Here is a 26,456-nt window from a genome sequence, read left to right on the forward strand (position 1 = left end):
TTAAGATATTTCCCACTGACTAACAGGTATTTCCGAATACTGATGTTCTAAATAAGCTTGGGTCATATTCTGTAAACTCGCGTTAGGCAGTTGCATAAACTGGCGCTGCCACTGACTGCCGGTTTGTTTATTGGCAATACGTTGTTCAATAATACCTAAATAAAAATCAATATCTTTTGCATCAGTCTTTAATGATTGTAGACCTTTTCTTGCCCTGGGCAATAATTCAGCCTGAATTAATTTTTGTAAATTTTGCTTGCTGTCATCAAACCACACGATATTACTATCCAGGCCAAAACGTGCCGCTTGATAAAAATTGTCTTTTGCCTGAGTAAAGGGTAGGGGAATGTCGGTAGCCATAATTTCAGTACTTAAATTCATCGTCAACCCATAATAAAAAGCGGCATTGGCGATGGAGTCAATAATAGTGGGTCCTGCCGAAGGCGTACGGTGTTCAATTCTGATATGCGGAGTATTATCGGCATCAAAACCAATTAAAGGTCTGTTCCAGCGCCAGATAGTGCCATTATGCAATCGTAAATGTTCAAATTTTTCAATTGGGTCATCAAAGAGTTCAGGGAGCAATATGGGGAAATGCTCAAGGTTTTCCTGGAAACATTCCATTATAGAAGCACGGGCATAATCAGAACCAAAACTGACACGTTTTAACGGGCCGTGTATAGCTCCACCGTATCCCCCCGTTTCTATAGCCTGTTCAAAGAGTGGAATGCGTGACTCATGCCAAAGGTTTTTACCGAATAAATAAGGAGCGTTGGCACAACTGGCCACAATAGCTGCAGAAGCAATGATGGAAGCATTATAAAAATGATGTGCTTGATTCAGTGGGACCTGAGTATGTAATTGTAAGGATGTGGTAGCTGCTTCCAGCATGACATCATAATGGTCAAATTTTAAATGCTCCAGACCAACGATATCCAGATTAATCGGTTTACCGCGTGCTTTGAGAATTTGTTCATTTAACACCCGATAGCGATTCATATCTGACATATTAGATAAAGTCATGGCAGAGGGTTTTAGCGTCGGTAATGTGCCTATGATAAGAATGTGATTACCCAGTTCTTTTGCATGGTGACAGGACTTGTCCCAGGTTGCTAATAAATCTTTGTGCAAAGAACTGAATACATCAGCCGTTAAACTTTTAGGGATACCATTAAGTTCAATATTGAATTTCGCTAATTCAGGAAAGGCCAGTGGGTCATTCAGATTTTGCAGAAAGGAGACATTATTAGGCGCAGCCTGCATATTATCGTCAATCAGCCATGCTTCTATTTCAAAACCAGCTATAGGGGGTAATTCTGAACACTGTTTGTGCTCGATTAATTCTTTTAAAAGCTGAGTTTCCTCGATTAATTTTTGATGAAAAAGATCGAAGTGATCATCATTAAAAAGAGTTAAGTTGATTTCCTGCCCCATAAATTGACCCTGCGTCCTGACGGTTTTATACATTAAAAGAGTTTTGCTGCTTTACATTATGCGGCGTAGAACTGGTATTAAACCGCTAACCTCGATGTTATTTGCACTTGATTTTGATTGAAGTCTGTTCAGAAACGGGTATAAATCGCTTTTTAGTGAAGTTCAGTTAAAAGATAACTCAATATTCCCAAGACCGCAATAGCTACCAATGAAACGAATAGTGATTGAAATATATGGTTCGGCTAGGTAAGTGCCATTCGGCCCAGGTTCATTTTAATTATGATTTAATTAAAGTTAACCTGTCACCAATTCTTTCTACATGTGCTCAATCAATCTGCATGCCATAAGGCGCATGGTATGGCTTTTAATGATATTTCCCGATTTCAGGAAATTAAAGCGGAGTTCTCGTATAGCCGGGTTTTTTTCTGAAGGTGGATTAACATAGCTCAATGCCAGACGAGCATAAGCCAGAACTTCACCGTGTTCGAATATGCGATCAATAGTTAAATCAGCCGCATTAAGGTCTCGCTGCTTTTTGTCTTGAACGCTAAACCAACCAGTCACCGGCGACGGATTAAATGCATACACATGTGATAAGCGGGGAATGAATTTTCCTTGCTCATCCATTGCAGGAAAAGAGTAAGCAAGGTGCTGGGCGAGGCCACCCCCCAGAGAATGACCACAGGCAAACAGTTTGATTTCCCTGTCATGTAATTGGCGCTTTACTAAAGCCGTAGCCAATTCTTTTCCAACTTCTTCGGCAACCAGTGTGTACTGATCCCGATGCCAGGGAACGAAAAGTAAAAACCATCTCAGGTTAGTTATCCAGTCACGTAAGCTTTTGAATTCGGTACCGCGAAAGACGACTGAAATAATTTTCGGATCGGTGTTTTTTTCCCAGACTTCAACATATAAACCTTTATCGCGTGCCTTAATGATTAGTTCCTGCGAGGGAAAATCATCCCACATTGTCCACGTTGAAGGGAGTGGCAGTAGTACTCTTTCTTTAGCGTTACAAGCTGTTTGGAAAGCTTCAGGCGATGCTTGTGGAATGCGTAAAACTCTGTCTTCATCCAAAGGTTCATTGTCACTCTCTGCTTTCCAGTCCCTTATATAGACATTTTCACATTGCACAGCATATTCCCAAAGTGTTCCGGCCAGCCTAGATACTTTTATAGCAGGACTAAATTTACGCTTTCCCGGTTCGCGAACCAGGACTTCATCATGCGCCTGGTCAAAAAAGTTATTGAAAAAAGCAGTTGTCTCTTTAGTCATAATCTTAATCCTCGAGTGTTAAGCTGGTGCAGCCTGACTTAATAATAGTTTCGATTTGGTTTTTTAGCCAGTAACTTAAGATGGGATATTTCTGCGCTTGTAGGCTGGACTTCAGCTTGCTAAAGCCCGCTCTAAAAAGGCGAATTAAACCTGCCAGACATAAATCGGGATAGTGTATGTTTTGATATTATGTACGCGCCGAAGCATTGCCTGTCATTTCTGGTGGAAAATATTACGCGATTAAATGAGGTGGGGTTAGCAATCGAGAGTGGGTGTTCAAGATAATTTATCTAACCACTCATTTAGTTGCTCTGCATCATCAAATTGATAACGTTCCATAATGCGTCTGGGAAGTGGCCAGAATTCAATAATTTCGTCAGTAAATTCATGCACAGTGGTCTTATATTTTACTAAAATATCTACAGCTTCAAGGGCATCATGTTTATTTGCCATGTCATGGCCATGTAATTGTGCATTGGCTAAAGAGCTGTTTTTCCGTTTAGTTGAGAATAATTGAGAACTGAATTGTTGTAATGATAAAGTCATGGCATGTTACCTCATTGTTATTATTTTAGCGGGCTGCATTATGATGCAATAGCGATAATTAAACTGTGGTAAATAACATAGTTTCACTAGCTGCTTGGCATTCTAGTTTTAAAGGTACCAGAGAGTCAATGAAAAATAGTGTATTGCATAGTTTAATTAAATCATGCCGTATATCTTTCGCAACACTAAGCTGTATTTGGGCTACAATTGTATGCGATATTGCTGATTAGGAGGTGGGTATGATTGAGAGAATTGGCCATAAAGCAGTTCTGATCTATCCAGAATTTGATACTCAGGATACCTTCTGGAGTTATGCAAAAAGCCTGAAAATGTATGCTCCTCCTGGTGAATTTGGACTGCCAAAGCGATTATTACCTCCACTGGGATTAATGGGTTTATTCAATCATCTTAAACCTTATTATGATGAGTTATGCCTGATTGATAAAAATATTGATCCCAGATCGATCAGTGAATTCATAGATGACGCTGATCATGTTTATATAGGTGGGATGATGGCCCAGGAGCAAAGCTTGATAAAGCTTGCTCTGGAAGTAAAAAAAGTCAAAAAAGTTTTAATTGTCGGTGGAACTGCGATTAGTCCGCAGTCGCCGCTGATGCAAATTGCCGATCATTTGCTGGAAAACGAAGCTGAAGGAGTCATCGATGAGTTATTGGAAGGGCTAGGCAAGGGTAACGCGAAAAAATATTACAAAGGTGGATTTAATTCGCCAGAAAATTTTTTTCAACCGGATTACGCGGCAATTAATATGCAAAATTATGTGCATATGGCCGTGCAAATCAGTCGCGGTTGTCCCGAACGTTGTGAGTTTTGTGATATTCCTTCCCGCTTTGGTAAAGCATTTCGAGTCACTCCCTGGCAAAAAACCGAACAATCCTTTCAGCAGATGAAAGATCTAGGCTGGACCGGACAGGTTTTTATAGTTGATGATAATTTTATTGGTCATCCACGAAAAGCACTGGAAGTACTTAAAAGCCTGTATAAAATCGGCGAGAAAATCGGCTACCATCATCCCAAATACACTGAACTCACTTTGCGACTTGCCGATGAATCGCCGGTGATGGCCGAATTACGGCACTGGTTTCATAAAGCAAATTTTATCAATGGATTTTATGGCGTAGAAACCCCCAATGAAGCCTCCTTACTAGAAACGGATAAACGCCAGAATCTTCGCGGTGAGCGTAGCCTGGTGGAAAAATTAAGATTTATATCCGAACAAACTGGTGCCGGTGTGATGATGGGTATGATTTATGGCTTTGATCATGATAGTGATGAGTCCGTGCAGGAGTTTATTGATTTTGTAAATGCCAGCCATGCGCCTATTGTGATGGCTGGATTGTTAAATGCATTGCCTTGTACGCCCTTAATCACTCGAATGCAGAGAGAAGGGCGCATGATTAAGGCCAGCAGTGGTAATAATTCCGATGGTATTATTAACTTTATTCCATACAATTTTTCAGTGCAGCAGGCAGAACAAAATTATCTGCGTATTCTGCAAGGCATTTATCACCCGCAGGCATATTTTAAACGGGTAATGAGGCATCTGGAATTGATTGACCCCGATTTACAAAGTAATTACCGGGCTGGCAATGAGTCTTTGGCTTATTTATATAAAATCCTTTCAAAGAAGCATGCGCTCACTTATTGGCGGTATTTACCAGCTGCGTTGACAATCGCAAACAGACGCTGTGGTTTTAATACCCCTGGATATATAGCGATAGTAGCGGAATTCTTTTCTCTTTGCGGGCAATATACGCATTTCAGTAGCCAAATAAACGCGCAACGGAAAAATATTGCACAGCGTAATTATTCAGACTCGCAGAGCATTTCATGGCGCGAGCTGCAGGTAAAGGAAATGGAAGCCTGAATTCATTAAAGTTAGTTCAGGACAATTTCTTCAGCATTGCTTTTACAATCACAATAGCGTCATCATAAGCATATTGTTCGATCAGTTTTTCCAGAGGTTTAAGTTGTCTGGCTTCGCTACTTGTACCCATACGGTCTACTATGTCTTCCAGAACATCTACAGCATCGGCATCGTCTTCCAGCAGTAATTTTAGTAGTTTCTCGAATAAGGAGATTTGCTCTGCTGCTGTGATTTCTTGGGTGTTTATTGAATCCGGCTCCTGTACTTGCTGGATTTGCTTCAGGCTTTCCAGTACCGGTGTTAATACGGCTATCACTTCATCAAGCAAGACTTCAAGCTCGGCATTATCTGCTTTTGATTGGCAAGCCAGTTCGAGAGCCTGGGCCGCTTTTTGTATTTCATGGGCACCAATATTTCCGGCGACACCTTTTAAGGTATGCGCCACTCGTGTTGCTGCGGCAACATCATCGCTCAATAGTGCCTGATGGAATTTTTCTGTAAAGTTTTGTTCGCTGTCCAGGAATTTAAGCAGTAAACGACGGTAAAGCTTTTTGTTTCCCTGGGTAATGGCTAGTCCTGCTTTGCAGTCGATACCGTTTAACTCCGGGAGCTCTGGCTCAGGTTCTTTTTGTGTTTGTATCGCGCTCGCCCTGGGTAGATATGTTTGATTTACAGCAGGTGTCGGGCTGATCCATTTGGCCATGGTAACAAACATTTCCGCAACATTAATGGGTTTGCTGATGTGATCATTCATGCCTGCCTGCCTGGCATGCTCGATATCACTGGACATGGCATTGGCGGTCATGGCGATAATGGGCAGTTGTTTGCCAATTTCTAGTTCACGGATGATTTTTGTCGCGCAATAACCATCCATGACAGGCATCTGAATATCCATTAACACGCCATCAAAGCTTTGCTGCTGGATTATATCTACGGCTTCCTGTCCGTTTTCAGCGAGTGTGACATTAATACCGCTATTTGATAATAGCTCCAGAGCCAGTTCCTGATTTATTTCATTATCTTCAACCAATAGAATATTGGCACCACGTAAATGTCTGAGTGCTTCTGTATAACCTTCTTGACGCACATTACGTCGGGAATTTGAGGGTATATTGCGCCCAAAGGCTCGCATAATGGTATCGAATAGAAAAGAGGCATTGGTTGGTTTGGTCAATACGTTTAAGTGCTCTATATCTTTGGCCTTTTCCGTCAGTTCCTCCTTGTCATAGGCAGTCACCATGATGATAGCCGGTATCTTGCTTACCTTGGGATCATTCTGAAGCTTGCGTATAGCTTCCACCCCATCCATCCCTGGCATTTTCCAGTCCATAATAACCAGGTCATAGGCATGTCCTTGCTGCTCCGCCTGTTCAACTTTTTCTATGGCTTCCAGACCGGAAGTCACACTTGTCGTTGTATAGTCAAATGATTCCAGAATACCAGAAATAATTTCTCTGGCGCTTTTGTTATCATCAACAACCAGTACACTCAGGTGTTCTGGTATGTTAATTTTTCCGCTTTGTATAATGTTTTCAGCGATACCAAAAACTGCGCTGAATGAAAATGTAGTACCTTGCCCAAGTTCGCTTTCTACCCAGATTTCGCCATCCATCATCTCGGTCAGTTTTTTACAAATCACCAGACCCAGACCGGTACCGCCAAATTTTCGTGTGGTAGAACCGTCAGCCTGAACAAATGACTGGAATAATTTTTTCTGCTGTTCTTTGGTCATGCCTATGCCAGTGTCACGAATCGAGAACTGAATTTTAATGTGCTTTGCATCCGATTCCAGAACCCGGGTAGATAGCACTACTTCGCCATGTTCGGTGAATTTGACGGCATTGTTACCCAGATTGATTAATATCTGCCCCAGGCGTAAAGGATCACCCTTTAAAGCCATAGGCATCTTTGGGTCTATATCAAAAAGTAATTCCAGGCCGCTTTCTTCTGTTTTTAAGCTCAATAAATTAGCCATGTTTTCCAAAACATCTTCAAAGCGGAAGTCGATGTTTTCCATATCCATTTTGCCAGCTTCGATCTTGGAAAAATCCAGAATATCATTGATAATTCCCAGTAATGCTTCTGCTGAACGATTAACTTTTTCTATATAATTACGCTGTTTGCGATCTAAATCAGTTTTTAATGCCAGGTATGACATACCGATAATAGCATTCATTGGGGTACGTATTTCATGGCTCATATTAGCCAAAAAGTCTGACTTACTCTGGTTCGCTTCTTCTGCTGCATATTGTGCAATTTCGGCTGTTTCCTGGGCCAGTTTGAGCTCGGTAATATCAGTGAGTGAACCTGCAGCACGATACGATTTACCTGTGTTATCACGTAGCGACATGCCTCGCATATGAAACCAGCGATATTCACCGCTCCTGGTTAGTAAGCGATATTCCACATCGTAAGCTACATTTTTTTGCAGGTGCGCCGAAAAAGCGGCAAGTGTTTTTTCACGATCATCAGGATGCAAGTTATTGATCCAGGATTTCAGGACATTAGGGAAATCCTTAGTACTCATATACCCGAGCATTTCTCTGAAGCGTTCAGAATACCAAATTTCTCCGCTGGGAATATCATAATCCCATAAACCTACGCCACTGCCGGCAACTGTTAAGTCAAAGCGTTGTTCACTTTGTAGTAAAGCCAATTCAGCCTGCTTACGCTCGGTGATGTCGATCAGAATGCCTATTATTCCAGCAGATTTTCCATCACCTAAAGTAAAGATTGTGCGCCAGTATATAATGTCAGCAGTCCGTCCGGTTTGAGTGGTGATTGCAATTTCTTCATGCGTGGAGCCATTTTTGTTTTTCATAGCCAGATTGGCCTGATAAAATGCTTGTTTTGTAGCTTCCGAATAAAAATCAAGAGCTGTAGCTGGCAGGCCTAAATAATCCTCACGCTGAATATTAAAAAAATGCTCATACGCTCTATTGCAACTACTGAACTTTTGTTGTTCATTAAATACGAAAATAGGATTGGGAATAGCATCCAGCAATGCAGTTTGATAGGCCAACAGTTCATAGTGCTCAATTTCTCTCAAGCCTGCACGGCGTAGATAAAAGGCCAGCATACTGGAGAGGATAAAGATCGCGGTGGGTAAATGTAGGCTATCTGAACTCCATGCTGGATATAAATTTGAGCTGGCTGATTTGGCAGTTATTTTCCATTCTCTATCTGCGAAGCGCATAGTTTCTTCAGTCTGGTATACATGCTGGGTGTATGCGTTAGTGATGTCTTGATTATTTGTCGAGTGTGGGGCTGTATGCAAATATAAAAACTGCTCTTCAGTTGTGTTGTTATCCTGAAATTCTATATCCAGCCCTGACATTCTTGCATGCCGCGAAAGGATCGCTTCAATCATTTGACCCACATTCAATATCGCCACGGCAAAACCTTTGAATGATTGTTGGCGTTGATCTGCAGTTGCGATAGGTGAGTTTTGTTTAAAAACCGGTAGATAAATAATAAATTCATTATTGTTTCTAGTGGATTGAAATAATTGTTGCCGAAGTGATGCTGTAGGCGCATTCGTTATGACAGACTTCATCATACTTTTAAATATTTGCGGGTTGCTGCCCAGATCAAAACCAAGAACTTTTATATTTGCATTTAACGGTTCTACATAATAAACAGGGTAATACCATTTGTGTTGATGTTCTTGAATAATATTGCCCTGTGTATTTTGATCGATAAAAGAAAAATCAATCTTTAATGTTTCTTTAGCCCTTTTTTCATAGGCTGCACGTTCATCATTTGATACTTTAGGTACCCATTCTAATGCTGTGATGCCAGGATATTGTTTGGTTAGTCGTGCAACCAGAAGATGAAATTCATTTCTGTCGATAAAATCGGAAGAATCAAAGCCGGCGCGAATACTGTATAAAGATTCAAGATAAGGTGTAATACCGTATTCGATAGATTGCACATGGCTTTTGACTGCAGCCCTGAATTTGTTATATACGGTTTCCTGAAAGTGATGATGTAGCAGGCTAAAGAGAGAAAGCCCTAAAAAAAGCCCGGTAGCAAGAACAACAACTGGCATGTAGGTGAGAAGTATGGCTGTGCGCTGTTGGCTGTCGCGTAACAGTACCGAGCGGCTTACATAGACTAAAATCAGCGAAAGAACTGTACCTAGAAGAAGCACACTATTACTTGCCAGTGCGTTATAACTGGCGTATTCAAATTTCTCAGGAGTCTGGGCAATGAGTGCTTGCCAGAAGGCCAGTGTCATCGTAAGAGAGGCAATACCTATAGGAAAATAAAGCCACTTTGGCTTACCCTGATAATACTGCTTTTCCTGGTGCCAGGCAAAAGCAAACAGGCCCAGACCAAGAATGATAAAACCCAGAGTGGTGTGAATAGCCATTTTAGATAAATGCCCCCACCCATAAGCCGTTTCCAAGCCTGCAAAGTAACCGGTAAAAGCAACGATGCCTAAGCCTGCAATGATGACTCCCAAGGTACCTAAGGCGCCATTAGTATAGTTTTTCTGCTTAAATAGGCAGGCTAGCAAAATACTCAGACCCGTTAAAGCAAAACACAAAGCAGTATTCGGTGCAATACGTCCCGGTTGAATGATTTCTATATTGACATAATGTTCCATAAATAGCTGATCTATGGATAAGTCTACGCCTGCAATATATTGAACTAAGGTTGCAAAGCTGAGTAAAAATGTTAAAGATCCCAATAAGAGGGTAATAAAAAAACGATTGAAAGCCAGGGTAAGCAAGCCTAGACCCGCTAAAACAAAACTTAAGGCAGTGTTATACTGCATTGGCACAAAGGCCGAATTGACTTGAATCAGCTCCAGATTATGTGTGTACCAGCCGGTCAGGACGAGCAGTCCTAATAACAGGGACAAGGTGCCTGAAATAATCACGCAGGAAAACGAAAAAGAGCGCTTGGAAAGTTTTGTTTGCATATTTATTAATGACCTTTATCCATGGTTGAACTAAGAAAATTTGTTTCCTGAGCATTAAAAGTGACAGCTTAACAAAGCACCGCGAAGTATCTAACCACATAGTTTTTATCAAAACAGTCGACAGGTTATAATTAAACAATCGAAAAAGGGAAAAGAAAAATCAATATCTATTCTAGTATGACACTTATAAATATTAAAGAAACTCCGCCGTGCAATGCTATTTACCTTAGTCAGGAATCGCATGATGAATGACTTTCAACCGACTGTGCTAATAGTGGATGACACGCCAGCAAACATACAGCTATTAAACGGCATGCTACGAGGACTATATAAGGTGAAGGCTGCAACTAGTGGTGAAAAAGCACTTAAAATTGCTCATACAGAACCGCGGCCAGATATTATTTTACTGGATATTATGATGCCTGAAATGGATGGCTATGAAGTTTGTAGACAACTTAAGTCTTCGACGTACACGGCGGCAATACCGGTCATTTTTATTACTGCAAAAGCCGGAGTTGAAGACGAACAACATGGGTTTTCTTTAGGGGCTGTGGATTATGTCACCAAGCCATTCAATCCTGATATTGTCAAAACCCGAGTCCGGACACATTTAGAATTATATGCTCAACAGCAAACATTGTATGCTGAAAACAAACAGTTAAAACAGCGTATTGCTAACAAATTCTGTGATTATATAGAAGCAGAAATAGTCAGTATCCTGGCTGCCGGGGAAAGTGACGGAACTGAATTTAAATCAACGCTGCGCTGGAATTTACATACCGATAAAGCCGATAAAAAAATAGAAAATGCCTGTCTTAAAACAGTTGCTGCCTTTCTAAACAGCGATAGTGGCGTATTATTGGTCGGCGTGGATGATAATGGGAATATATTGGGGCTGGAACAGGACGGATTTGCCAGTGAAGACAAGCTGCTATTGCACTGGAACAGCCTGTTAAAATCGCATATAGGCATCGAATTTATGCAGCTTATACGTTCACAGATCAATAATTTTGCGGGGCAGCGTATTTTATTAGTGCAATGTCTACGTTCATCAAAGCCGGTATTTTTTCGCCGGGATAATGACGAGATATTTTATGTGCGCACTGGTAACGGAACCAACCAGCTTAAACCCAGCGAAGTCCTCGCATATCTTGATCAGCGTGAGAGTTGAGGGCACTGATTACTCAAAAGACATGAATGCAACAACAGCATTTAGACTCTCCTATATAACTTTGGCGGTGACTGATTTCACCCGGATGTATGCTTTTTATCAGTCACTTGGCTTTCCCTTGCATAAGCTTGGCAACAATCCTGAACAGCCCTTTGCCATGTTTGCAATGGGGAGTGTGGTACTGGCCTTATATCCAAAAGCCTTATTGGCAAAACAGGCCGGCTGCAAAATTGAAGGTCAGAATACGACTATGTCACTGTCCTTAAATGTTGCGCATAAAAGCCGGGTTGATGCTGTCCTGAATTTGGCAACTGCACATGGCGCGACGATAACCCGGCGGCCTTTTCAGCCGGAATGGGGTGGTTACTGTGGCTATTTTAAAGATCCCGAAGGTAATTTATGGGAAATTGTCTTTCATGAAAACTATCAGTTGACGCAAGCCCATAGTTAAATGTGACTTAGAGTGGCTATGGAGCCACTAATAATGACCTGCTTTCTATGTGGTGTGCGGGGGAGGCGACATAAGATCTAATAAAGAATAGCCGGATTTGGCTCAGAGCGCTTAAAAACGCTGCTACCTTTGATTAGGGTAAGTCTGTTGCATGCAACAGCGATAAATTTTTCGATAAGGGATAGGCTTTTGCTAAAAAAATGCGTTGATTTAGTGTAGGCTAAAGCCTGTCCCTTATATGAATTACATTTGCGATTGCAAGTAATTTTCTATGCCGACTTTATCTATTAACTCTAGCTGAGTTTCAATCCAGTCTACATGCTCTTCTTCACTGTCCAGTATATGGGTAAATAATTCACGAGAAACAAAGTCACTGACTTTTTCACAGTACTCAATGGCTTCACGCAGTAATGGAATAGCTATAAGCTCTAATTTTAAGTCACAATTAAGCATTTCTTTTGGATTTTCACCAATCAGAATTTTGCCAATATTTTGCAGATTAGGCAGACCGTCAAGAAATAAAATGCGCTCAATTAGCATATCAGCATGCTTCATTTCGTCAATTGACTCGTGATATTCCTTTTCGTTCAGTTTTGAAAATCCCCAGTTTTTATACATTCTGGCATGTAAAAAATATTGGTTAATAGCCGTTAATTCGTTTTCTAATGCTTTATTAAGGAATTCAATGACTTTAGTATCGCCTTGCATAATGTTATCCAGGATAGATTGAGAAAGCTAAATAATAACGGGTATTTCAGTCGAAGGCACACTATTTTTATTAACTAACTCACGCACATGACGATTGCATTTTCCACAGCTAGAGCCTACGCCTAGACATTGATACAGTTCTTTGCGCGTATTCATACCATTATCAATAGCAGTTTGAAGCTGCGAATCAGTCACTGCTTTGCAAACACAAATATACATCCAGGAACCTCATTTATAAATATTTGTAATAATGATAACAATTCTCATTTAGAAGTAAAGCGATATTTATAAATTTTCCCATATCTTGTAAACAATGCCGATTTTTTACAGGTTTCTTCTAGCCTGTGCTGGTTTTTTAGCGGCGCTTAGTGCGCTAATTCATGCCTGTAAAAGAGCTTAAGATGCGGTAAAAAAACAAAATGTTTTGTTGACACTGAGTGATGGTTTCTGATTTTTTGACACTCATTATTTTTATCAATCGTGTCTGGGGCACCTTGGATCTTTGATTTTCGGGAGTTGTAGTTGACATAAGAATTAAAAAGAATTACTTTAGCAGTTAATTTTCGTAATTAATTGAATAACTTCAATTATCAGGTAAATTTCACAGGATAAAATGAATAGCAGGTCAATGCATTTGATTTTCAGGGTTAATACGACAAGGAAACAGGGCAAAAAGTCAGGATAAATATCTTGTCAAATGTGCTTGGATTGTCGGTGAATACTGTGGAATATCAGGACGAATGTGCTTGTATATAATATAGTTATGTGTCTTTATCAAATATTTTAGCTTTATATTCGAACTGGTGAATTCGGATATAATTTTTATATTTCACCAACAATCATGAGTAAAGAGTATGAGTAAAGGTACAGTTAAATGGTTCAATGCCGATAAAGGTTTCGGTTTCATTACACCTGAAGATGGCAGTAAAGATTTGTTTGTTCATCATTCCGAAATTCAGGCAGGCGGTGGATACGCAACATTGAATGATGGTCAGGCTGTTGAATTTGAAGTTGGCCAGGGTCAAAAAGGCCCATGTGCAAATAAAGTGGTACCAATTTAGACTGCAACATATAACGAATAAGGTTAGATTGTGATCGCGAAGCGAACCACAATCTAGGAGCCAATGAGGTCGGTATCTGAGGTATCTGACCCTGGTTATTCCTGATCTTATCAACATCAGGCCCTGCCTCATTGGATCTTACCTTTTTTCATGACTCGTATTTGATACGAAATATTCCACCGATGCAAGATCCATAGGTGATGGATTCATGACGCGTCTGGTATTCAATTCCTCGATAGACGTTTGGGCAACTCACGAGCAGCTCCTTACCACACTGCCTTCAGATATTTTCCCAACTAAGTGATTGAGTTCTCGTCCTCGGCTGACTTCTGCTCAGTTAATGTGCACATTCGCAGGTTCTGTTCCACAGCCGTCGTTAAGCAAGTAACTTAGGCAGGCAGCTCTACCCGGGTTAGAGCATGATCTTTCTCTGCACAACCACAGCATTTACCATTTCACAGCAATACAGGTGGACTTCGTCATGTTGTGCTGACTCGACAAATGCGGTTCGGTCTTAACTATGCTGTTATTATTCATTGGCTCGCAGATTTGCACTTAAGCTTTTTTCATAATGTACAGGGGACTTGCACCCCATTAGATCATGCTCATGCCGGGTGCACTCAAAGTGCTTCAGTCAGATATTTTTGAGAGGATAAAGCCATCTCTAAAATACGCCTGAACGACGGGTTATGTGAATAGGGACCTACTATAATTATGTAGAAGTTCAGAAACATGAAGAGTATGATGATTAAGTGCACTTTACAGTGCTAAAAGAACAACTACGAGTGATGTAGTTATGGATTAATTTATTTTAATTTGAGGGAAATCATGGCTAACGTGAACACAGATAAATTGTTAGAAAACAATAAACTATATGCGAGTGGTCAGGAAGTGCATAAATCATCTCATCCTGGAAAACAACCGATTAATCCAGCTAAACATGTGGCTGTTGTGGCTTGTATGGATGCGCGCCTTGATGTTGAAGACTTACTTGGCTTACAAACTGGAGATGCTCATATCATCCGTAATGCAGGAGGGGTTATAACCGATGATGCAATCCGTTGCCTGATTATCTCGCACCATCTACTTAACACTAATGAAATTATATTAATCCACCACACACGTTGTGGTATGTTAGCTTTTACCGACGACCTGCTTAAAGCTGGATTGGAAGGTGACCCAGCGGCTGAGGCGCTACTTGGGCAAGCTACAGGACGCAAATTTACAAGCTGCCACGACAGCTCTTCAACACCTGCCCAGTTTCATGCCTTTCGTGGTCCACTCGAAGCGCTTGATTCACCACGTAATGAGCAGCAAACTGAGCGTCTGACCTGGGATGTAAGGCGATCAATATCCAGAGTTATGAATCATCCATGGATACCTACAGAAGGGCCTGATGCTTCGACTGTGCGAGGATTTATCTATGATGTTGATACAGGAAAACTTGAGGAAGTGAGCTACCCAGGGCCGATGGGTACGTTCGGCTAGACTCTGATGATAACCCCAGGTCAGTAAACGAAGAAGCGTTAAGATGTCATGGAGTCAACTATTTGATTTGTAAAGGAATCTATGCCAAATATTTCCTTATTTTTACGATATTGAAAGGCAATGGCAAGACCTATTGGACTCGAATTTCCTGGTGAACTCTAACATTTAACTCCCCGTGACAATCGCAGGGAAGATAGATAAGAGCAAGACACTGATAGAAAAACTTTTTAATTGTCATGTTCAATATTCATCTTGATCGTTGAGTTGAAAAAAGGTATTTTTGAAATATTGAATTTGTAAGCGGAGACTTGATCGACTAGAATTTTGTATTAGATAAGCTTTTTTTTCAGGATTAACTGTATTATAGGAAACACAGTTATATCCAGTATGCAGTTAAAGCTTAACTATAAATTTCTTATTATTCGATCATATGAGTCGCACTGGTAGCCGAATTATTCCCTGTTCCCTTCATTTTTGATTCTACTTGAATTAGGTTGGATACATATCAACAATGGTTTAATACTTTCATTTCAGTTTGAGGCAAATCACATGAGAAATTTACTTTATTTATTTGCTCTATTTACCCTGTCCTTAAATATACCACTTGCTGCCGACAACATAATAAAAAATGCATCGGACATCCGCTTTACTGGACGATTGACAAGTGGACTGGCCTGTACCCAGGATTGCAGCAATTGTTGTACGGGTAATATGGTTGAAGATTACAGTAAGACATTAAATATTAATATAGGAAGTTCGGCAATTGACCTGTCAGAAATCTATAACGATGGCCTAGATCACGCCATCAATGGCTACTTTTATCAAATCACCGATTCCTGCGAAGTGGGAAATTGCTCCTTATTTCATATTACTTCGATCGATCAACCGGATTTGCCCTTATACAATTCCCAGGCAGATTATTTAACAATACCTTCTGTTCTTGTCGATGACAATAAACTTTATCAGGTAGATCTAAGCGGCCCTTTTATAATAACAAGTGCAGTGGAAATTGCAGGTGTGGGTGAGGACTGCAGTAAAGAACAACAGTGCGCAGAAGGTTATTCGTGCATCAGTTATTTTGGAATTGCAGGCAATGAATTAAAGAGCTGCGAAATATCCTGCGAAAATACTCATTGTCCAATAGGCCAGAGTTGTATCAGTATTGCAGATGGACCGCAGAATATCTGCCAATGAAAATACTGAAAGTAGGGACGTTGTTTAGTCTGATTTGGAATGCGAGTTTATTGATGGAGGTAATGTAAAAGCGCATCAGCATAGCATTGGTGCTGCATTTGGACAAGAAAGTACTATTGGGAAAGCTATCGCAGGAAATGCAAGCAAAATTCATATGGTTGCTGATTCCTGTGGCCTTCCAATCCATTTCTTAGTAACAGGCGGTGAAGTTCATGTCTGCAAGCACGCTCCAACATTAGCCGCAGAATGACCAAGGCTGATTATATTATTGCAGACAGAGGGTATCACCGCGAGGACTTACGTCCTCCACTTAATGATAAAATCACAATTTTTGTCATCTCCGAAAAAAATTCAATAAAGGGAAATGAAAATATAGATAGGTATTTGTATAAATATCTTCATCTGTTTGAAAATGTTTTTGTACGGCCTGTGCATTTTAGAGCTATTGCTACACGGTATGACAAATTGAAACGCAATTTTAAAGGTACGGTGGCTCTCGCATGTGTTTTTATGGTTACCTATGTGAAACGGCATTAGCCCTGATTTTGTGTTTTTGTTCATAATGCTTATAATTAACAACTAATAATAATAAAAAAGGATCGGGCTATGAAAAAATCTATTTTGATATCAACCCTAAGTACAGTTTTATGTTTAATTTCTGCTAACGTGATTGCTGCGGGTGGGCATGGTGATCATGGCAGTAGCGTTAATAAAAGTGGAAAAAGTGCTTGTAAAAACACCAAAATCAAGCATGTAAGACCTGAGCATTTAGCTAGCGTAAGCCCGAAATCAGAAATTTCCTTTCAAGTGGAAGGTATAGAAGATCCGAAGTATGTTGAAGTTACTGCAAAAAAAATTCCAGTTGAGATGTCAGTTGAAAGCAAAGGTGGGCTTTTATGGTTTAAAGGAAATTTACCTGATTCTTTAGTAGATACAGCAGCACGGATTCGTGTAGAGGTAAATTACAAAAAATGCCCTGCAGAAAAGGGCTGGTTGTTAAAAATTACGGACTAAAGAAACTGCGCCTTTTGAAATTGTTTAGGAACATGCACGAAATAATATGAGCAACTTGTAGGATGGGCACGCTATTGAGACTGTGAAAGTATTCACTTACTTTAATGCGATATAATATTAGAATCATTAAATAGATCTAAAACTGAAATAATGACTACTCGTCGCTACCAATCCAGCCTCAATCGTCAGCAAGAAATGTTACTGCCTTCGCGTGTTGAGGATTATGTCAGTCAAAATAATACTGTGCGTGCGATTGACGCTTATGTCAATACATTAGATGTTAAGGAACTAGGATTTCAGCACACCGAAACTATTATCACTTCAGGACAACCGCCTTTTAATCCTGCTGCTTTATTAAAACTCTATTTATATGGTTATTTGCAGGGGATTCGCAGCAGTCGCAAATTGGAAAGTGAGACTCGACGTAATTTGGAGGTGATGTGGCTAGTTGAAGGATTGTTACCCACATACAAAACGATTGCCAATTTTCGCAAAAGCAATAGTACGGCATTGAAAGCGGCTAATCGTGACTTTTTGTTGCTATGTAAAGAACTGTCCTTATTTGGTGGAGAGACAGTCGCGGTGGATGGGAGTTTTTTTAAAGGCGACGTCAGTAAGCAAGGTATTTACACCGAGGATAAGCTTAAAAAACAGCTTGAGGCATTGGAAAAGAAAATCACCCAATATCAAGATGAACTAGATAAACAGGATACTGCCGATAATAAATTAGATCAAGACTCGTTAAATGAAGATAACAACTTGGTTGAAAAGCTGGCGATAATCAAACAGAAAAAGGCAGAAAAAGAAGCGTTGCAGCAACAGTTAAAAGACCGTGGTGAAAAGCAAATTTCTACAGTTGATGAAGATGCGCGGCTTTTGACCAAACGCGGAGAAACGGTGGCGGGCTATAACGTTCAAATCGCTGTTGATAACAAACACCGTTTGATTGTTGCCGAGGACGTGGTGCAAGACGGTAATGACATGCAGCAGCTTGCGCCGATGCTGGAAAAGGCTCAGAGCATTTTGCAATCAGAAAATCTTGATGGCCTGGGGGACTCAGGTTATTTCAATGGAAGCCAAATAAAAGCCTGTGAAGATCAAAATATCACGGTTTATGTCCCTGTCCCTGATAAGTCATGGCTGAAAAAGGACGATTAACCCGTGAACAATTTGAATATGATACTGAGCAAGATTGCTATGTTTGCCCTCAAGATGAAAAACTGACTCGACGAGGCAAGCCTTTGCAAAAAGGTGGCAAAAACTATATTCGTTACAAAAGCGATGCCGCTGTTTGTGCGGAATGTCCTTTGCAAAAAAAATGTCTGAGTGAAAAAGCAAAATCAAAACAAATAGAGCGTTGGGAGCATGAAGAAGTCGTTGACCACCACAAGCAACGTATGGCAAAAAATCCCAATAAAATGCGTCAGCGAGCGGCATTAGCTGAACACCCTTTTGGTACATTAAAACACCGAGCAGGCATAAATCACTTTTTGATGCGTGGATTAGAAAAATGCGGTGGTGAATTTGGTTTAATGGTCTTAGGTTATAACTTTGTCCGCGTAATAAACCTGCTCGGCGTCGATTTTCTAAGGGATTATTGCGTCCAACGACAAAAAAATAAATTAAAAAACAGCCAATATGCTTAAAAATAGTGGGAAAAAGGACTTTTTTCTAAGAAAAAACGTCATTTTTAGAAATATATACTTTAAAAGCTTGCAAAACAGGCCCTGTTTTAAAAAAATGGGGATTTAGTGATGAATACTTTCATAGCCTCTATTGCTTTGCCCATCCTACAGATTTTTAACTTGTCTAAGTTATTTCATGCTCGTTCCTTAGTAAAGCTAGAGTTTTCGTTTTAGCATTATCTCAATGACAAACTGCCGGGAGAAAACAACATACCACCTTTATCCGGTTTAATTCGGACAGCGGTTATCTTTAGGTCATGATATTTTATATAGATTGATATTAAGCCTCTGTTTTAGAGGCTTTTTTATTTTCATCTTAATAAACACACTGCGTCTCTTATGACACAATCTTATAACAAGGCACGTACGCAGTACCCGGTAGTTTCATGCGTTGCTGACTGACAAAAGCTGCAAGTAAATTATCGACCGGCTGCATGATTTCCTTATCTCCACTGATTTCAAAATGTCCGTATTTTTCAATAGCGCGTATTCCTTCATCTTTGACATTACCCGCGACTATGCCAGAAAATACTTTGCGTAAATTGGCTGCTAACTGGTGCTTTTCCTGATTTTTATGTAACTCCAGTCCCGCCATATTTTCATGCGTGGGCGTAAACGTTTGCTGGAATTCGGAAGCGATTTTCAAGCCCCAGTTAAAATAATATGCGTCGGCTTTGCTTCTACGGAATTCACGTACCTGACGTATGCCAAGCTTCATTTCCCGTGCTACTCTAGCTGTATCATTGATAATAATCTTGTAACGTTGCTGAGCCTCGAAACCTAAAGTACTTCCTACAAATTCATTGATTTGCCGAAAGTAATCAGTTGCTGATTCAGGTCCGGTAAAAATCAGTGGAAAGGGTATTTCTGCGTTATCCGGATGCAACAAAATGCCAAGCACATAAAGAATTTCTTCGGCTGTACCTGCGCCACCAGGAAACACGACGATGCCATGTCCAGTACGTACGAATGCTTCCAGGCGTTTTTCAATATCCGGTAAAATAACCAGATCATTAACGATGGGGTTGGGTGACTCTGCGGCGATAATGCCCGGTTCGGTGATGCCGATATAATGTCCATGATTGATGCGTTGCTTGGCGTGGCCGATAGTGGCACCTTTCATTGGCCCCTTCATTGCACCAGGCCCGCAACCGGTACAGATATTCATTCTGCGTAAGCCAATTTCGTAGCCTACTTGCTTGGTATACAGATATTCTTCGCGTGAAATGGAATGTCCGCCCCAGCACACAACTAACTTCGGTTCAGTGCTCTGATGAATGATGTTCGCATTACGTAATATATGAAATACTGAATTGGTAACACCTTCCGAACTTTGCATATCGAATTTTGGGTTATCATTTATCTCATTGCTGACGTAGACAATATCACGCAATACGGCAAACAAATGTTCACGGATACCTTTAATCATTTCGCCATCGACAAAAGCGATAGCCGGCGCACCTTTCAGATCCAGTTTAATGCCGCGCTCTTCCTGAATAACCTTAATCGAAAAGTCACTGTATCGCTCCAGTAATTCCTTGCCATCATCAGAGTCACAGCCACAGTTCAGCACTGCCAGTGCACAATTATGTAGTAGTTGATATAAACCGCCCTGACTGGTGTCTAGTAATTTATTGACTTCAGCCCGTGATAAAACGGTTAAATGCACTTCGGGTGAAATTCGTGTATCTATAGTATGTTCTTGCATTTTATCCTGTTTATGTCTTGTAATTATGCTTCGCGCTTTTGTATCTGCAATAATAAGTCGTTAGAAAACAGCCTGCTTAGCATGAGAAGAGTAGGTACATTATAGGATAGTCTACACCCATTTATTAAGTTGGTGTTCTGCTTAATGCAGGAGTATGTATTGCATAGGTCTAACTAAATAGAGGCAGGCAGTTGTCATTAACAGTATAAAATGTATAACGTCAATTGATTATCTACAACTCAGTCAGACTAAGTTAACATCAAGCTTTCAATTACGCGTCATCTCTGTTGGTATGAGGTTGATGATAATACGGCTGAGCGTTATTCGTATTCAGCTAACATCATGCTAATGAGGTTATGTTTTTGCGTAACCTCAAAGTGCAGTTTTATGAACCGAGCCTTTAAAAATGATAAAAAAATATCTGTTAAATAAGCAAAGTAATACCTATAGATTCCTGAAGTTAATCTCCCTGTTTTGGCTAGGAGTCTCTATTTTGAGCTGTTCTGTTTTTCCCAGGCAGATTTATGATTCCCCAAAATCCTGGCAGGCATTTGATCAAAAATTCATGACCTTGGCTGAAAAAAGCTCCTTTCTCGCAAGCGAAATTATCGAACAGGACTGCACGACGATACACGCAATTGATGCTGAACAATCATTAGCGGTAGGCTCAAGTTTTAAACTGTATATATTGGCTGAACTTGCACATCAAATAGCGACTCAAAATATCCTTGTAGAGAACGCTTCTAGCGATGGAGAAACCTATCTTTCCTGGGATACTTTGTTAGCTATTCAACCTGCATATAAATCAATTCCTGGCGGTGCTTTACTTTTTGTTCCTGATAATACGCAATTTACAGTTCGTTACTATGCCGAACAAATGATTCAGCGTAGTGATAATACCGCTACGGATCATCTGTTATATCTGCTCGGACGTGAAAATATTGAACAACGCATGCAACTTACGGGACATCATAATCCGGCACTGAATATTCCGTTATTGGCAACTCGGGAGTTTGTCGCTTTGAAATTTCTTTATAGTGATGCTGAGCTAGCGGATTATCTGGGAAAATCCACAGCAAATAAACGGCTGGTTTTGGATCATGAGCAGCGGGGTTATCAAGAGCTTGAACACTACTTTGCACAAAACGGCGAACAATCCGCACCGCTTCGTATCAACACTATAGAATGGTTTGCTAATCGTTTTGATATGTGTCATGTGCTGATGTCATTGTACAACACAGCGAAGACAAAAAATATGCGGCCGGTTACTGAGATAATGAGCCTCGACGACAAACTTGATATTGATAGAGAGGAATGGATTTATGTCGGATTCAAGGGCGGATCAGAATTCGGCGTTCTGGCAGGTAACTGGTTGTTGCAACGTAAAGATGGACGCATGTTTGTTATAAGTTTCGCGTTAAATAATGAACACGCCGCCATTGATATGCAGTCAGTCTTGCCGGTATTTAAATCAGCAGTGGAACTTCTTAGTCAGACACCCTGAGTTTAAAGCGGGTTAGAGTAAATCGAATTAGTGGTCATGGTTTAATTTCGCAGAATAATTAGCGCGTGCACTACCATTTTATAAAATCTTATGTTAAAAAAGGGCAAAAGCTGATATCGGCGAGTAAGAGTAATATATAATCTTTTCGATTGGCTCTTCACATTTTTATCGTCTTAAAAAAGGTTATTAGTATGATACGTCTTTTGATTCCGGTTTTATTTATCTATTTTCAAATGGCAAATGCCGCTATTGATAATGTCGAACTTTTTTTCAACTCTCAAGATGGCGCCGTAAGCTGTATTAGCGGCGATAACAAGGCCGTATCAGGTTCAGGACAAGGACACTTTGTCTGTGATTTTAAAAATGGTTCAAATGACATTGTTATAAGCAGAGTGAATTGGGATGGAGATGCCACACTCTCAAAAGGCGACGACAAGATCACAATTACAGGTAAATGCGCTAAATCTTTTACCCTGGACGATAACTCGCCAAGTGGTAACTGGTTTCAAGTGAAACAATCTTGTGATAATGGCGGTGTCATAATCCATTTTACAGAACAAGAATATGTAAACAACCCTGTATTGTGTAGCGATCCTGACGCTATTCTTAATAAGCAATCTATTCAATGCCAATATGACAAGTCCGGGGAACTCTTGCTAAGCAGGGAGCGATGGAATGGCAAAAGCGCTCTTCTTGTCAAAGGTAAATCTATTGCCGGGCAATGTGCAGGATCATTTCTACCCAGCACACATACGCCTCCCCAGTATAATGTGAATGAGGACTGTACATCGCTCTATGTTAAACCCATACCAGCAACAGGAGATGAGCTTGTTAGTGAGTGGTATGCAGATTTACCCTGGCACCAGAAGCTCAGCACCAAAGACAGTAATCTGATTGACACGCCTTTTGTATTGCCCTATGCAGCACTACAACCTGGCCTATGTAAAATTAAAACAAACAATGAAATAGATGAGCCGCGTTGCATGTTACGCTATGGTGTGCTTAATATTATGGCAATGCATCGCACAGACACCCTTTACCAGCAAGGTGAAGCGCCTACAGACCAGAGTTGTGAGGACTGTGTACAAGTAAAAGTCAGAATTCAACGACTTAACACACAAACTGATAATCCTGATGGATTCCAGGCGGATGTAATGCGTAACCTTCCTTACGAAGATACAGATACCAAAACTAATGTACCAAGTCTTGCTTATGTCATAAACGAAGCGACCGTCTTTGCACCTTGGCGGCCTTGGTATACTGGACACTTTTGTGCACAAAAAGCAGACTTCGTAGCAGATTCTGTTTGCTATGAAGATTATTTTACAACTCAATTGATTGCAACCAGCACAGGGGGGTGGTTATGGGATGCACCGGCAGTATTTGACCCTAAAAATGAAGATTCAATAGACAATCTCAAAAAATTCTGTGCTAGTGATAATGATTATTGCGATATGTATCTGGGTAAAGTCGACTGGATAACAGACAAGCCTAAAATTACCGTTACGGATTGTGGATCAGATCCAATAGATGACTGTACCAAAGAAGTGGAAGCGAAAACTGCTAGCCTTGATAGTCAATTTAATACGTCAATAAAATCCTATGTTGATGATGGCCGGTATCCCTGGCCATTAGTCAAATCAGATATCGATCTGACCAAAGACATAGACACCAATCCCTTTATTGGCTTTTACGATTTGGAAAGATTCCAACAGGCATTTATAGATAAAGATGGTAATCCACTGGGATCATTGTTTAAAGGAACACATTATGTGTTACCCAAAAAATGCACTAAAGAAATTTATCTGGGGGCACGACAGGGAAATAAGGATGATATTGAACGATTAGAAGACTGTGTGTTAAATTTTGAAATTCATACTAATGGTTATTACCGGCAGTGGAGATATCTCTATGGCGAAACGGAAGCGGAAAAGAACTCGTTGAGTCGTGAACAAATCATCGCTGCTATCGAAGACATTACTAAAGCGCTGCCTGGCATAAATGCCAATCAATATGGCAGAACTTTATTTCTGTATGCGGGTGTGCCGGAACAACACCTTCCAGTCCCATTTAAAAATTTTAATGATGGCATGTCTTTGTATGACAAAGTGTATAACGCCAGCATTTATACCCAATATTTACCTATGGTAAATCCAGCAGATCAGACGCTTAAAACTAAGAGCTATACAGATGATTTCTGGCACGCTTTTTTTATGAGTAATCACATGAACCAAACGCCGGATCATTTTATACGCGGTATACGGGGAAGAACATTGTGGCATAACGAATACCGCTCCAATATCTTGTATAATTCAGCAGTAAAAGTCCAAGAGGATGGAACAAAATCTATAGATGGTACGAGTTTCGCCGGTAATTTAGAGCATATCGATTTTCCTGCGGGATTTCAAACGGCGAACGCAACGGCTCCTTTTCACGGCAACACCTGTGATGCTTGCCATATCAGAAATGGAAGTGGTGTCCCGCTGATGCCAAATGGAAAATTGCCTCAGATTCATGTAGATAATGGCATGCAAGACAAGGCGTTCGAAATCCATCATGACTATACCTATTCAAACAAAGAGCTACCGTCGATGAAAATGGTATTGTTTGATCTGGGAACCGATCGTTCCGATGGCTATCATACTAATAAGGTCATGAACTTTTATGGTGACAGTTTTCATGTTAACCAGAAAAACAAACTGCCGACCTATTCAATGAAATATGTCGACATTAAGAAAGGAGATGGCTATGAAGTCGTGGTTAATGATGTTGACCGTGATAAATACCAACCCCAAAGAGTTGAGATTAGTAGTATTAATATAGGCACCGACATAGTGTGCATGCAAGAAGATGGAATTGTTACTAAACCAGATAATATTCCAGGCGATATCTGGCCCAATAATTGTACAGATGTTTCTGGACCAGCTATTTTAAAAGCTATGAGCGATGATGAACCTGAAGTTGGATTTATGCATTTATTAGGCCGCCGTCTGGGTAACACACCGATGATAGAAATGATCCCGGATCAGGTAATTTTGGATACACAAATAGATCAAAAAGACCGGACGGGTTTTCCCGGTAAATACAGCCTGGTATCAGGAACACGGGGCGGAGGAAAAGTTAATTTTCGTGATTGTAGTTTGAGTAATGTAGAAACTCCAAACAAGGATTGTTACCTTAGCCGATGGGGCTGGATAGGAGACCGTGCTTCTCTGGAAGATCAGATTGCCAATGCAGCTCATGTTGAAATGAATATGACTTCTACGGAAAGTTATAATGAATTACATAGTTCTCCACCTGCTAATCCCAAACATTTGGTACGCTATAACAAAAATATTTGTGGGCCTGCTGATGCGCAATGCATAAAACAGGCAGCCAACTCTGACATTACAGAGCAGGAGATTAAAGATATGGCAACCTATCAACGCTGGATAGGTATTCCAAATCGCTCTGAATATCTGGTTTCCAGTATAGAAGTTCAAGAAGGTGAAGAGATTTTTAAAGATCTTGAATGCAATAGCTGTCATGTCATTGATAAAATCGCGTTTGTAAAAGATGACAATATGTTACCCGATGAAGAAAGAGAGCATCTGGAAAGATTAAGAATACAATCAGGCGGTCAAACTGATTATCCTTTTATTTCTTATCTGGGTACCGATTTGCTGCTACACGATATGGGATACTTATCTCAAGTGGCCAGGGCTCCAAAGGAAGAGCGCGAGAGTTATGGGCCGGTTATGGGATATTTGACCCAACTGGGCAATGCGCTAGAAAAGGAGAATATTCGTTATGATGATGATATGGTTGAAGCTTATGGACAGCTTACGGAATATTTGTCTCAAGTGCTCAAGGCACCAGAAAAGGTAAAAATTCGAGATGATAATGGTAAGGTCAAAGATGAATACAAGGCTTATGTACAATATATTAGAACACCCGCTTTAAAAGGACTGAGATTCAATCGTTTTGTGACAGACTCCAATCACAATAGTAAAGCTCCGCTTGATATACCTAAGCCTGAAGACGTCATTTCAGGCTGTGATTTTTTATTACACGATGGCAGGGCGTGTGATGTTATTGAGGCTGCGTATCTGCATGATGGGCCTGCGATAAAAGAATTGCATACCATTGAGAAGCTGAATAGTTTAGATGCTAATGATCTAATAAAATTGCGCGCATTTTTGTATTCGCTATAGTCAATATTAAAAAAGGCGCTTTAACGGGGTTAATTAATCGAGTATGGTTCTTGGCAGAGTTGATTAAGGTATTGCAATGGAATAAATAATGGCACCACTTTTGTTTACCGTGATGGCTATCGGTTTGAAGGGGGGCGGTAATTGTTTATAAGAGTGCACAGTTTTATTTTAAAATGCTTGTAACTATCTATTGAATACTGAGTCATCA

The 26,456-nt window shown here is 40.4% G+C and carries 18 protein-coding genes and 1 pseudogene; 12 read left to right on the forward strand and 7 right to left on the reverse strand.

All coding sequences use genetic code 11. The annotated features are described in order from the left end of the window. The 3 genes from AU255_RS05800 to AU255_RS05810 all read right to left on the reverse strand — a co-directional run bounded on the left by AU255_RS05800 (position 1) and on the right by AU255_RS05810 (position 3,255). A complete protein-coding gene (locus tag AU255_RS05800) occupies positions 1–1,467 on the reverse strand; it encodes a glutamate--cysteine ligase (protein ID WP_332889027.1) in 1,467 nt (488 codons plus the stop codon). A gap of 282 nt (positions 1,468–1,749) precedes the next feature. Then, complete coding sequence (locus AU255_RS05805) at positions 1,750–2,709, reverse strand: lipase family protein (RefSeq protein WP_080521991.1); 960 nt, start codon at positions 2,707–2,709, stop codon at positions 1,750–1,752. 276 nt (positions 2,710–2,985) lie between these two features. Continuing rightward, positions 2,986–3,255, reverse strand: coding sequence for a hypothetical protein (locus AU255_RS05810; protein WP_080521992.1), 270 nt, complete (start codon positions 3,253–3,255; stop codon positions 2,986–2,988). 239 nt (positions 3,256–3,494) lie between these two features. On the opposite strand from AU255_RS05810, the gene AU255_RS05815 reads away from it, so the two are divergent. Then, on the forward strand, positions 3,495–5,141 hold the full coding sequence (locus tag AU255_RS05815; RefSeq protein WP_080521993.1) for a DUF4070 domain-containing protein: 1,647 nt from the start codon (positions 3,495–3,497) through the stop codon (positions 5,139–5,141). A gap of 16 nt (positions 5,142–5,157) precedes the next feature. On the opposite strand, the gene AU255_RS05820 is transcribed toward AU255_RS05815, so the two are convergent. Next, complete coding sequence (locus AU255_RS05820; RefSeq protein WP_080521994.1) at positions 5,158–10,071, reverse strand: response regulator; 4,914 nt, start codon at positions 10,069–10,071, stop codon at positions 5,158–5,160. A 244-nt stretch (positions 10,072–10,315) separates the two neighbouring features. Between AU255_RS05820 and AU255_RS20040 the strand changes: the two genes are divergently transcribed. Together AU255_RS20040 and AU255_RS05830 are read left to right on the forward strand one after the other, a co-directional pair. Next, complete coding sequence (locus AU255_RS20040; RefSeq protein ID WP_233144562.1) at positions 10,316–11,242, forward strand: response regulator; 927 nt, start codon at positions 10,316–10,318, stop codon at positions 11,240–11,242. Between the two features lie 22 nt (positions 11,243–11,264). Further along, positions 11,265–11,693, forward strand: a complete 429-nt coding sequence (locus AU255_RS05830; RefSeq protein ID WP_158083064.1) for a VOC family protein — start codon at positions 11,265–11,267, stop codon at positions 11,691–11,693. 243 nt (positions 11,694–11,936) lie between these two features. On the opposite strand, the gene bfr is transcribed toward AU255_RS05830, so the two are convergent. Together bfr and AU255_RS05840 are read right to left on the reverse strand one after the other, a co-directional pair. Beyond that, entirely contained in the window at positions 11,937–12,401 is a 465-nt protein-coding gene (gene bfr / locus AU255_RS05835; RefSeq protein ID WP_080521996.1) for a bacterioferritin, read from the reverse strand. Between the two features lie 27 nt (positions 12,402–12,428). Then, entirely contained in the window at positions 12,429–12,620 is a 192-nt protein-coding gene (locus tag AU255_RS05840; protein WP_080521997.1) for a (2Fe-2S)-binding protein, read from the reverse strand. Between the two features lie 635 nt (positions 12,621–13,255). Between AU255_RS05840 and AU255_RS05845 the strand changes: the two genes are divergently transcribed. The 7 genes and pseudogenes from AU255_RS05845 (at position 13,256) to AU255_RS20685 (ending at position 18,804) form a co-directional block, all read left to right on the forward strand. After that, a complete protein-coding gene (locus AU255_RS05845; protein ID WP_019529385.1) occupies positions 13,256–13,462 on the forward strand; it encodes a cold-shock protein in 207 nt (68 codons plus the stop codon). Positions 13,463–14,290: 828 nt separating this feature from the next. Beyond that, complete coding sequence (locus AU255_RS05850; RefSeq protein ID WP_080521998.1) at positions 14,291–14,950, forward strand: beta-class carbonic anhydrase; 660 nt, start codon at positions 14,291–14,293, stop codon at positions 14,948–14,950. A gap of 549 nt (positions 14,951–15,499) precedes the next feature. Continuing rightward, a complete protein-coding gene (locus AU255_RS05855; protein ID WP_080521999.1) occupies positions 15,500–16,144 on the forward strand; it encodes a hypothetical protein in 645 nt (214 codons plus the stop codon). Positions 16,145–16,175: 31 nt separating this feature from the next. After that, positions 16,176–16,670 (forward strand): annotated as a pseudogene (locus tag AU255_RS20680) (IS5 family transposase); the annotation flags it as partial. Positions 16,671–16,750: 80 nt separating this feature from the next. Beyond that, entirely contained in the window at positions 16,751–17,158 is a 408-nt protein-coding gene (locus AU255_RS05870; RefSeq protein ID WP_080522002.1) for a hypothetical protein, read from the forward strand. 150 nt (positions 17,159–17,308) lie between these two features. After that, positions 17,309–18,316 (forward strand): transposase, encoded by a 1,008-nt coding sequence (locus AU255_RS05875; RefSeq protein ID WP_233144563.1) that lies wholly within the window; start codon positions 17,309–17,311, stop codon positions 18,314–18,316. Continuing rightward, a complete protein-coding gene (locus AU255_RS20685; protein ID WP_233144564.1) occupies positions 18,295–18,804 on the forward strand; it encodes a transposase in 510 nt (169 codons plus the stop codon). The genes AU255_RS05875 and AU255_RS20685 overlap by 22 nt, the downstream gene beginning before the upstream one ends. Positions 18,805–19,180: 376 nt before the next feature. Here AU255_RS20685 and ppnN read toward each other — a convergent pair whose 3' ends face one another. Then, positions 19,181–20,551, reverse strand: a complete 1,371-nt coding sequence (gene ppnN, locus AU255_RS05880; RefSeq protein ID WP_080522003.1) for a nucleotide 5'-monophosphate nucleosidase PpnN — start codon at positions 20,549–20,551, stop codon at positions 19,181–19,183. A 406-nt stretch (positions 20,552–20,957) separates the two neighbouring features. On the opposite strand from ppnN, the gene AU255_RS05885 reads away from it, so the two are divergent. Further along, positions 20,958–22,055 (forward strand): serine hydrolase, encoded by a 1,098-nt coding sequence (locus tag AU255_RS05885; protein WP_080522004.1) that lies wholly within the window; start codon positions 20,958–20,960, stop codon positions 22,053–22,055. A 191-nt stretch (positions 22,056–22,246) separates the two neighbouring features. Continuing rightward, positions 22,247–26,248, forward strand: coding sequence for a di-heme oxidoredictase family protein (locus tag AU255_RS05890; protein ID WP_080522005.1), 4,002 nt, complete (start codon positions 22,247–22,249; stop codon positions 26,246–26,248). Positions 26,249–26,456: the final 208 nt, after the last annotated feature.

Origin of the sequence: Methyloprofundus sedimenti, assembly GCF_002072955.1 — a bacterium.
Taxonomy (GTDB): domain Bacteria; phylum Pseudomonadota; class Gammaproteobacteria; order Methylococcales; family Methylomonadaceae; genus Methyloprofundus; species Methyloprofundus sedimenti.

Excerpts from the sequence above, each read along its gene's own strand:
- AU255_RS05800 (WP_332889027.1), bottom strand. The coding sequence starts at position 1,467 with ATGTATAAAACCGTCAGGACGCAGGGTCAATTTATGGGGCAGGAAATC.
- AU255_RS05805 (WP_080521991.1), bottom strand. The coding sequence starts at position 2,709 with ATGACTAAAGAGACAACTGCTTTTTTCAATAACTTTTTTGACCAGGCG.
- AU255_RS05810 (WP_080521992.1), bottom strand. The coding sequence starts at position 3,255 with ATGACTTTATCATTACAACAATTCAGTTCTCAATTATTCTCAACTAAA.
- AU255_RS05815 (WP_080521993.1), top strand. The coding sequence starts at position 3,495 with ATGATTGAGAGAATTGGCCATAAAGCAGTTCTGATCTATCCAGAATTT.
- AU255_RS05820 (WP_080521994.1), bottom strand. The coding sequence starts at position 10,071 with ATGCAAACAAAACTTTCCAAGCGCTCTTTTTCGTTTTCCTGCGTGATT.
- AU255_RS20040 (WP_233144562.1), top strand. The coding sequence starts at position 10,316 with ATGAATGACTTTCAACCGACTGTGCTAATAGTGGATGACACGCCAGCA.
- AU255_RS05830 (WP_158083064.1), top strand. The coding sequence starts at position 11,265 with ATGAATGCAACAACAGCATTTAGACTCTCCTATATAACTTTGGCGGTG.
- bfr (WP_080521996.1), bottom strand. The coding sequence starts at position 12,401 with ATGCAAGGCGATACTAAAGTCATTGAATTCCTTAATAAAGCATTAGAA.
- AU255_RS05840 (WP_080521997.1), bottom strand. The coding sequence starts at position 12,620 with ATGTATATTTGTGTTTGCAAAGCAGTGACTGATTCGCAGCTTCAAACT.
- AU255_RS05845 (WP_019529385.1), top strand. The coding sequence starts at position 13,256 with ATGAGTAAAGGTACAGTTAAATGGTTCAATGCCGATAAAGGTTTCGGT.
- AU255_RS05850 (WP_080521998.1), top strand. The coding sequence starts at position 14,291 with ATGGCTAACGTGAACACAGATAAATTGTTAGAAAACAATAAACTATAT.
- AU255_RS05855 (WP_080521999.1), top strand. The coding sequence starts at position 15,500 with ATGAGAAATTTACTTTATTTATTTGCTCTATTTACCCTGTCCTTAAAT.
- AU255_RS05870 (WP_080522002.1), top strand. The coding sequence starts at position 16,751 with ATGAAAAAATCTATTTTGATATCAACCCTAAGTACAGTTTTATGTTTA.
- AU255_RS05875 (WP_233144563.1), top strand. The coding sequence starts at position 17,309 with ATGACTACTCGTCGCTACCAATCCAGCCTCAATCGTCAGCAAGAAATG.
- AU255_RS20685 (WP_233144564.1), top strand. The coding sequence starts at position 18,295 with ATGGCTGAAAAAGGACGATTAACCCGTGAACAATTTGAATATGATACT.
- ppnN (WP_080522003.1), bottom strand. The coding sequence starts at position 20,551 with ATGCAAGAACATACTATAGATACACGAATTTCACCCGAAGTGCATTTA.
- AU255_RS05885 (WP_080522004.1), top strand. The coding sequence starts at position 20,958 with ATGATAAAAAAATATCTGTTAAATAAGCAAAGTAATACCTATAGATTC.
- AU255_RS05890 (WP_080522005.1), top strand. The coding sequence starts at position 22,247 with ATGATACGTCTTTTGATTCCGGTTTTATTTATCTATTTTCAAATGGCA.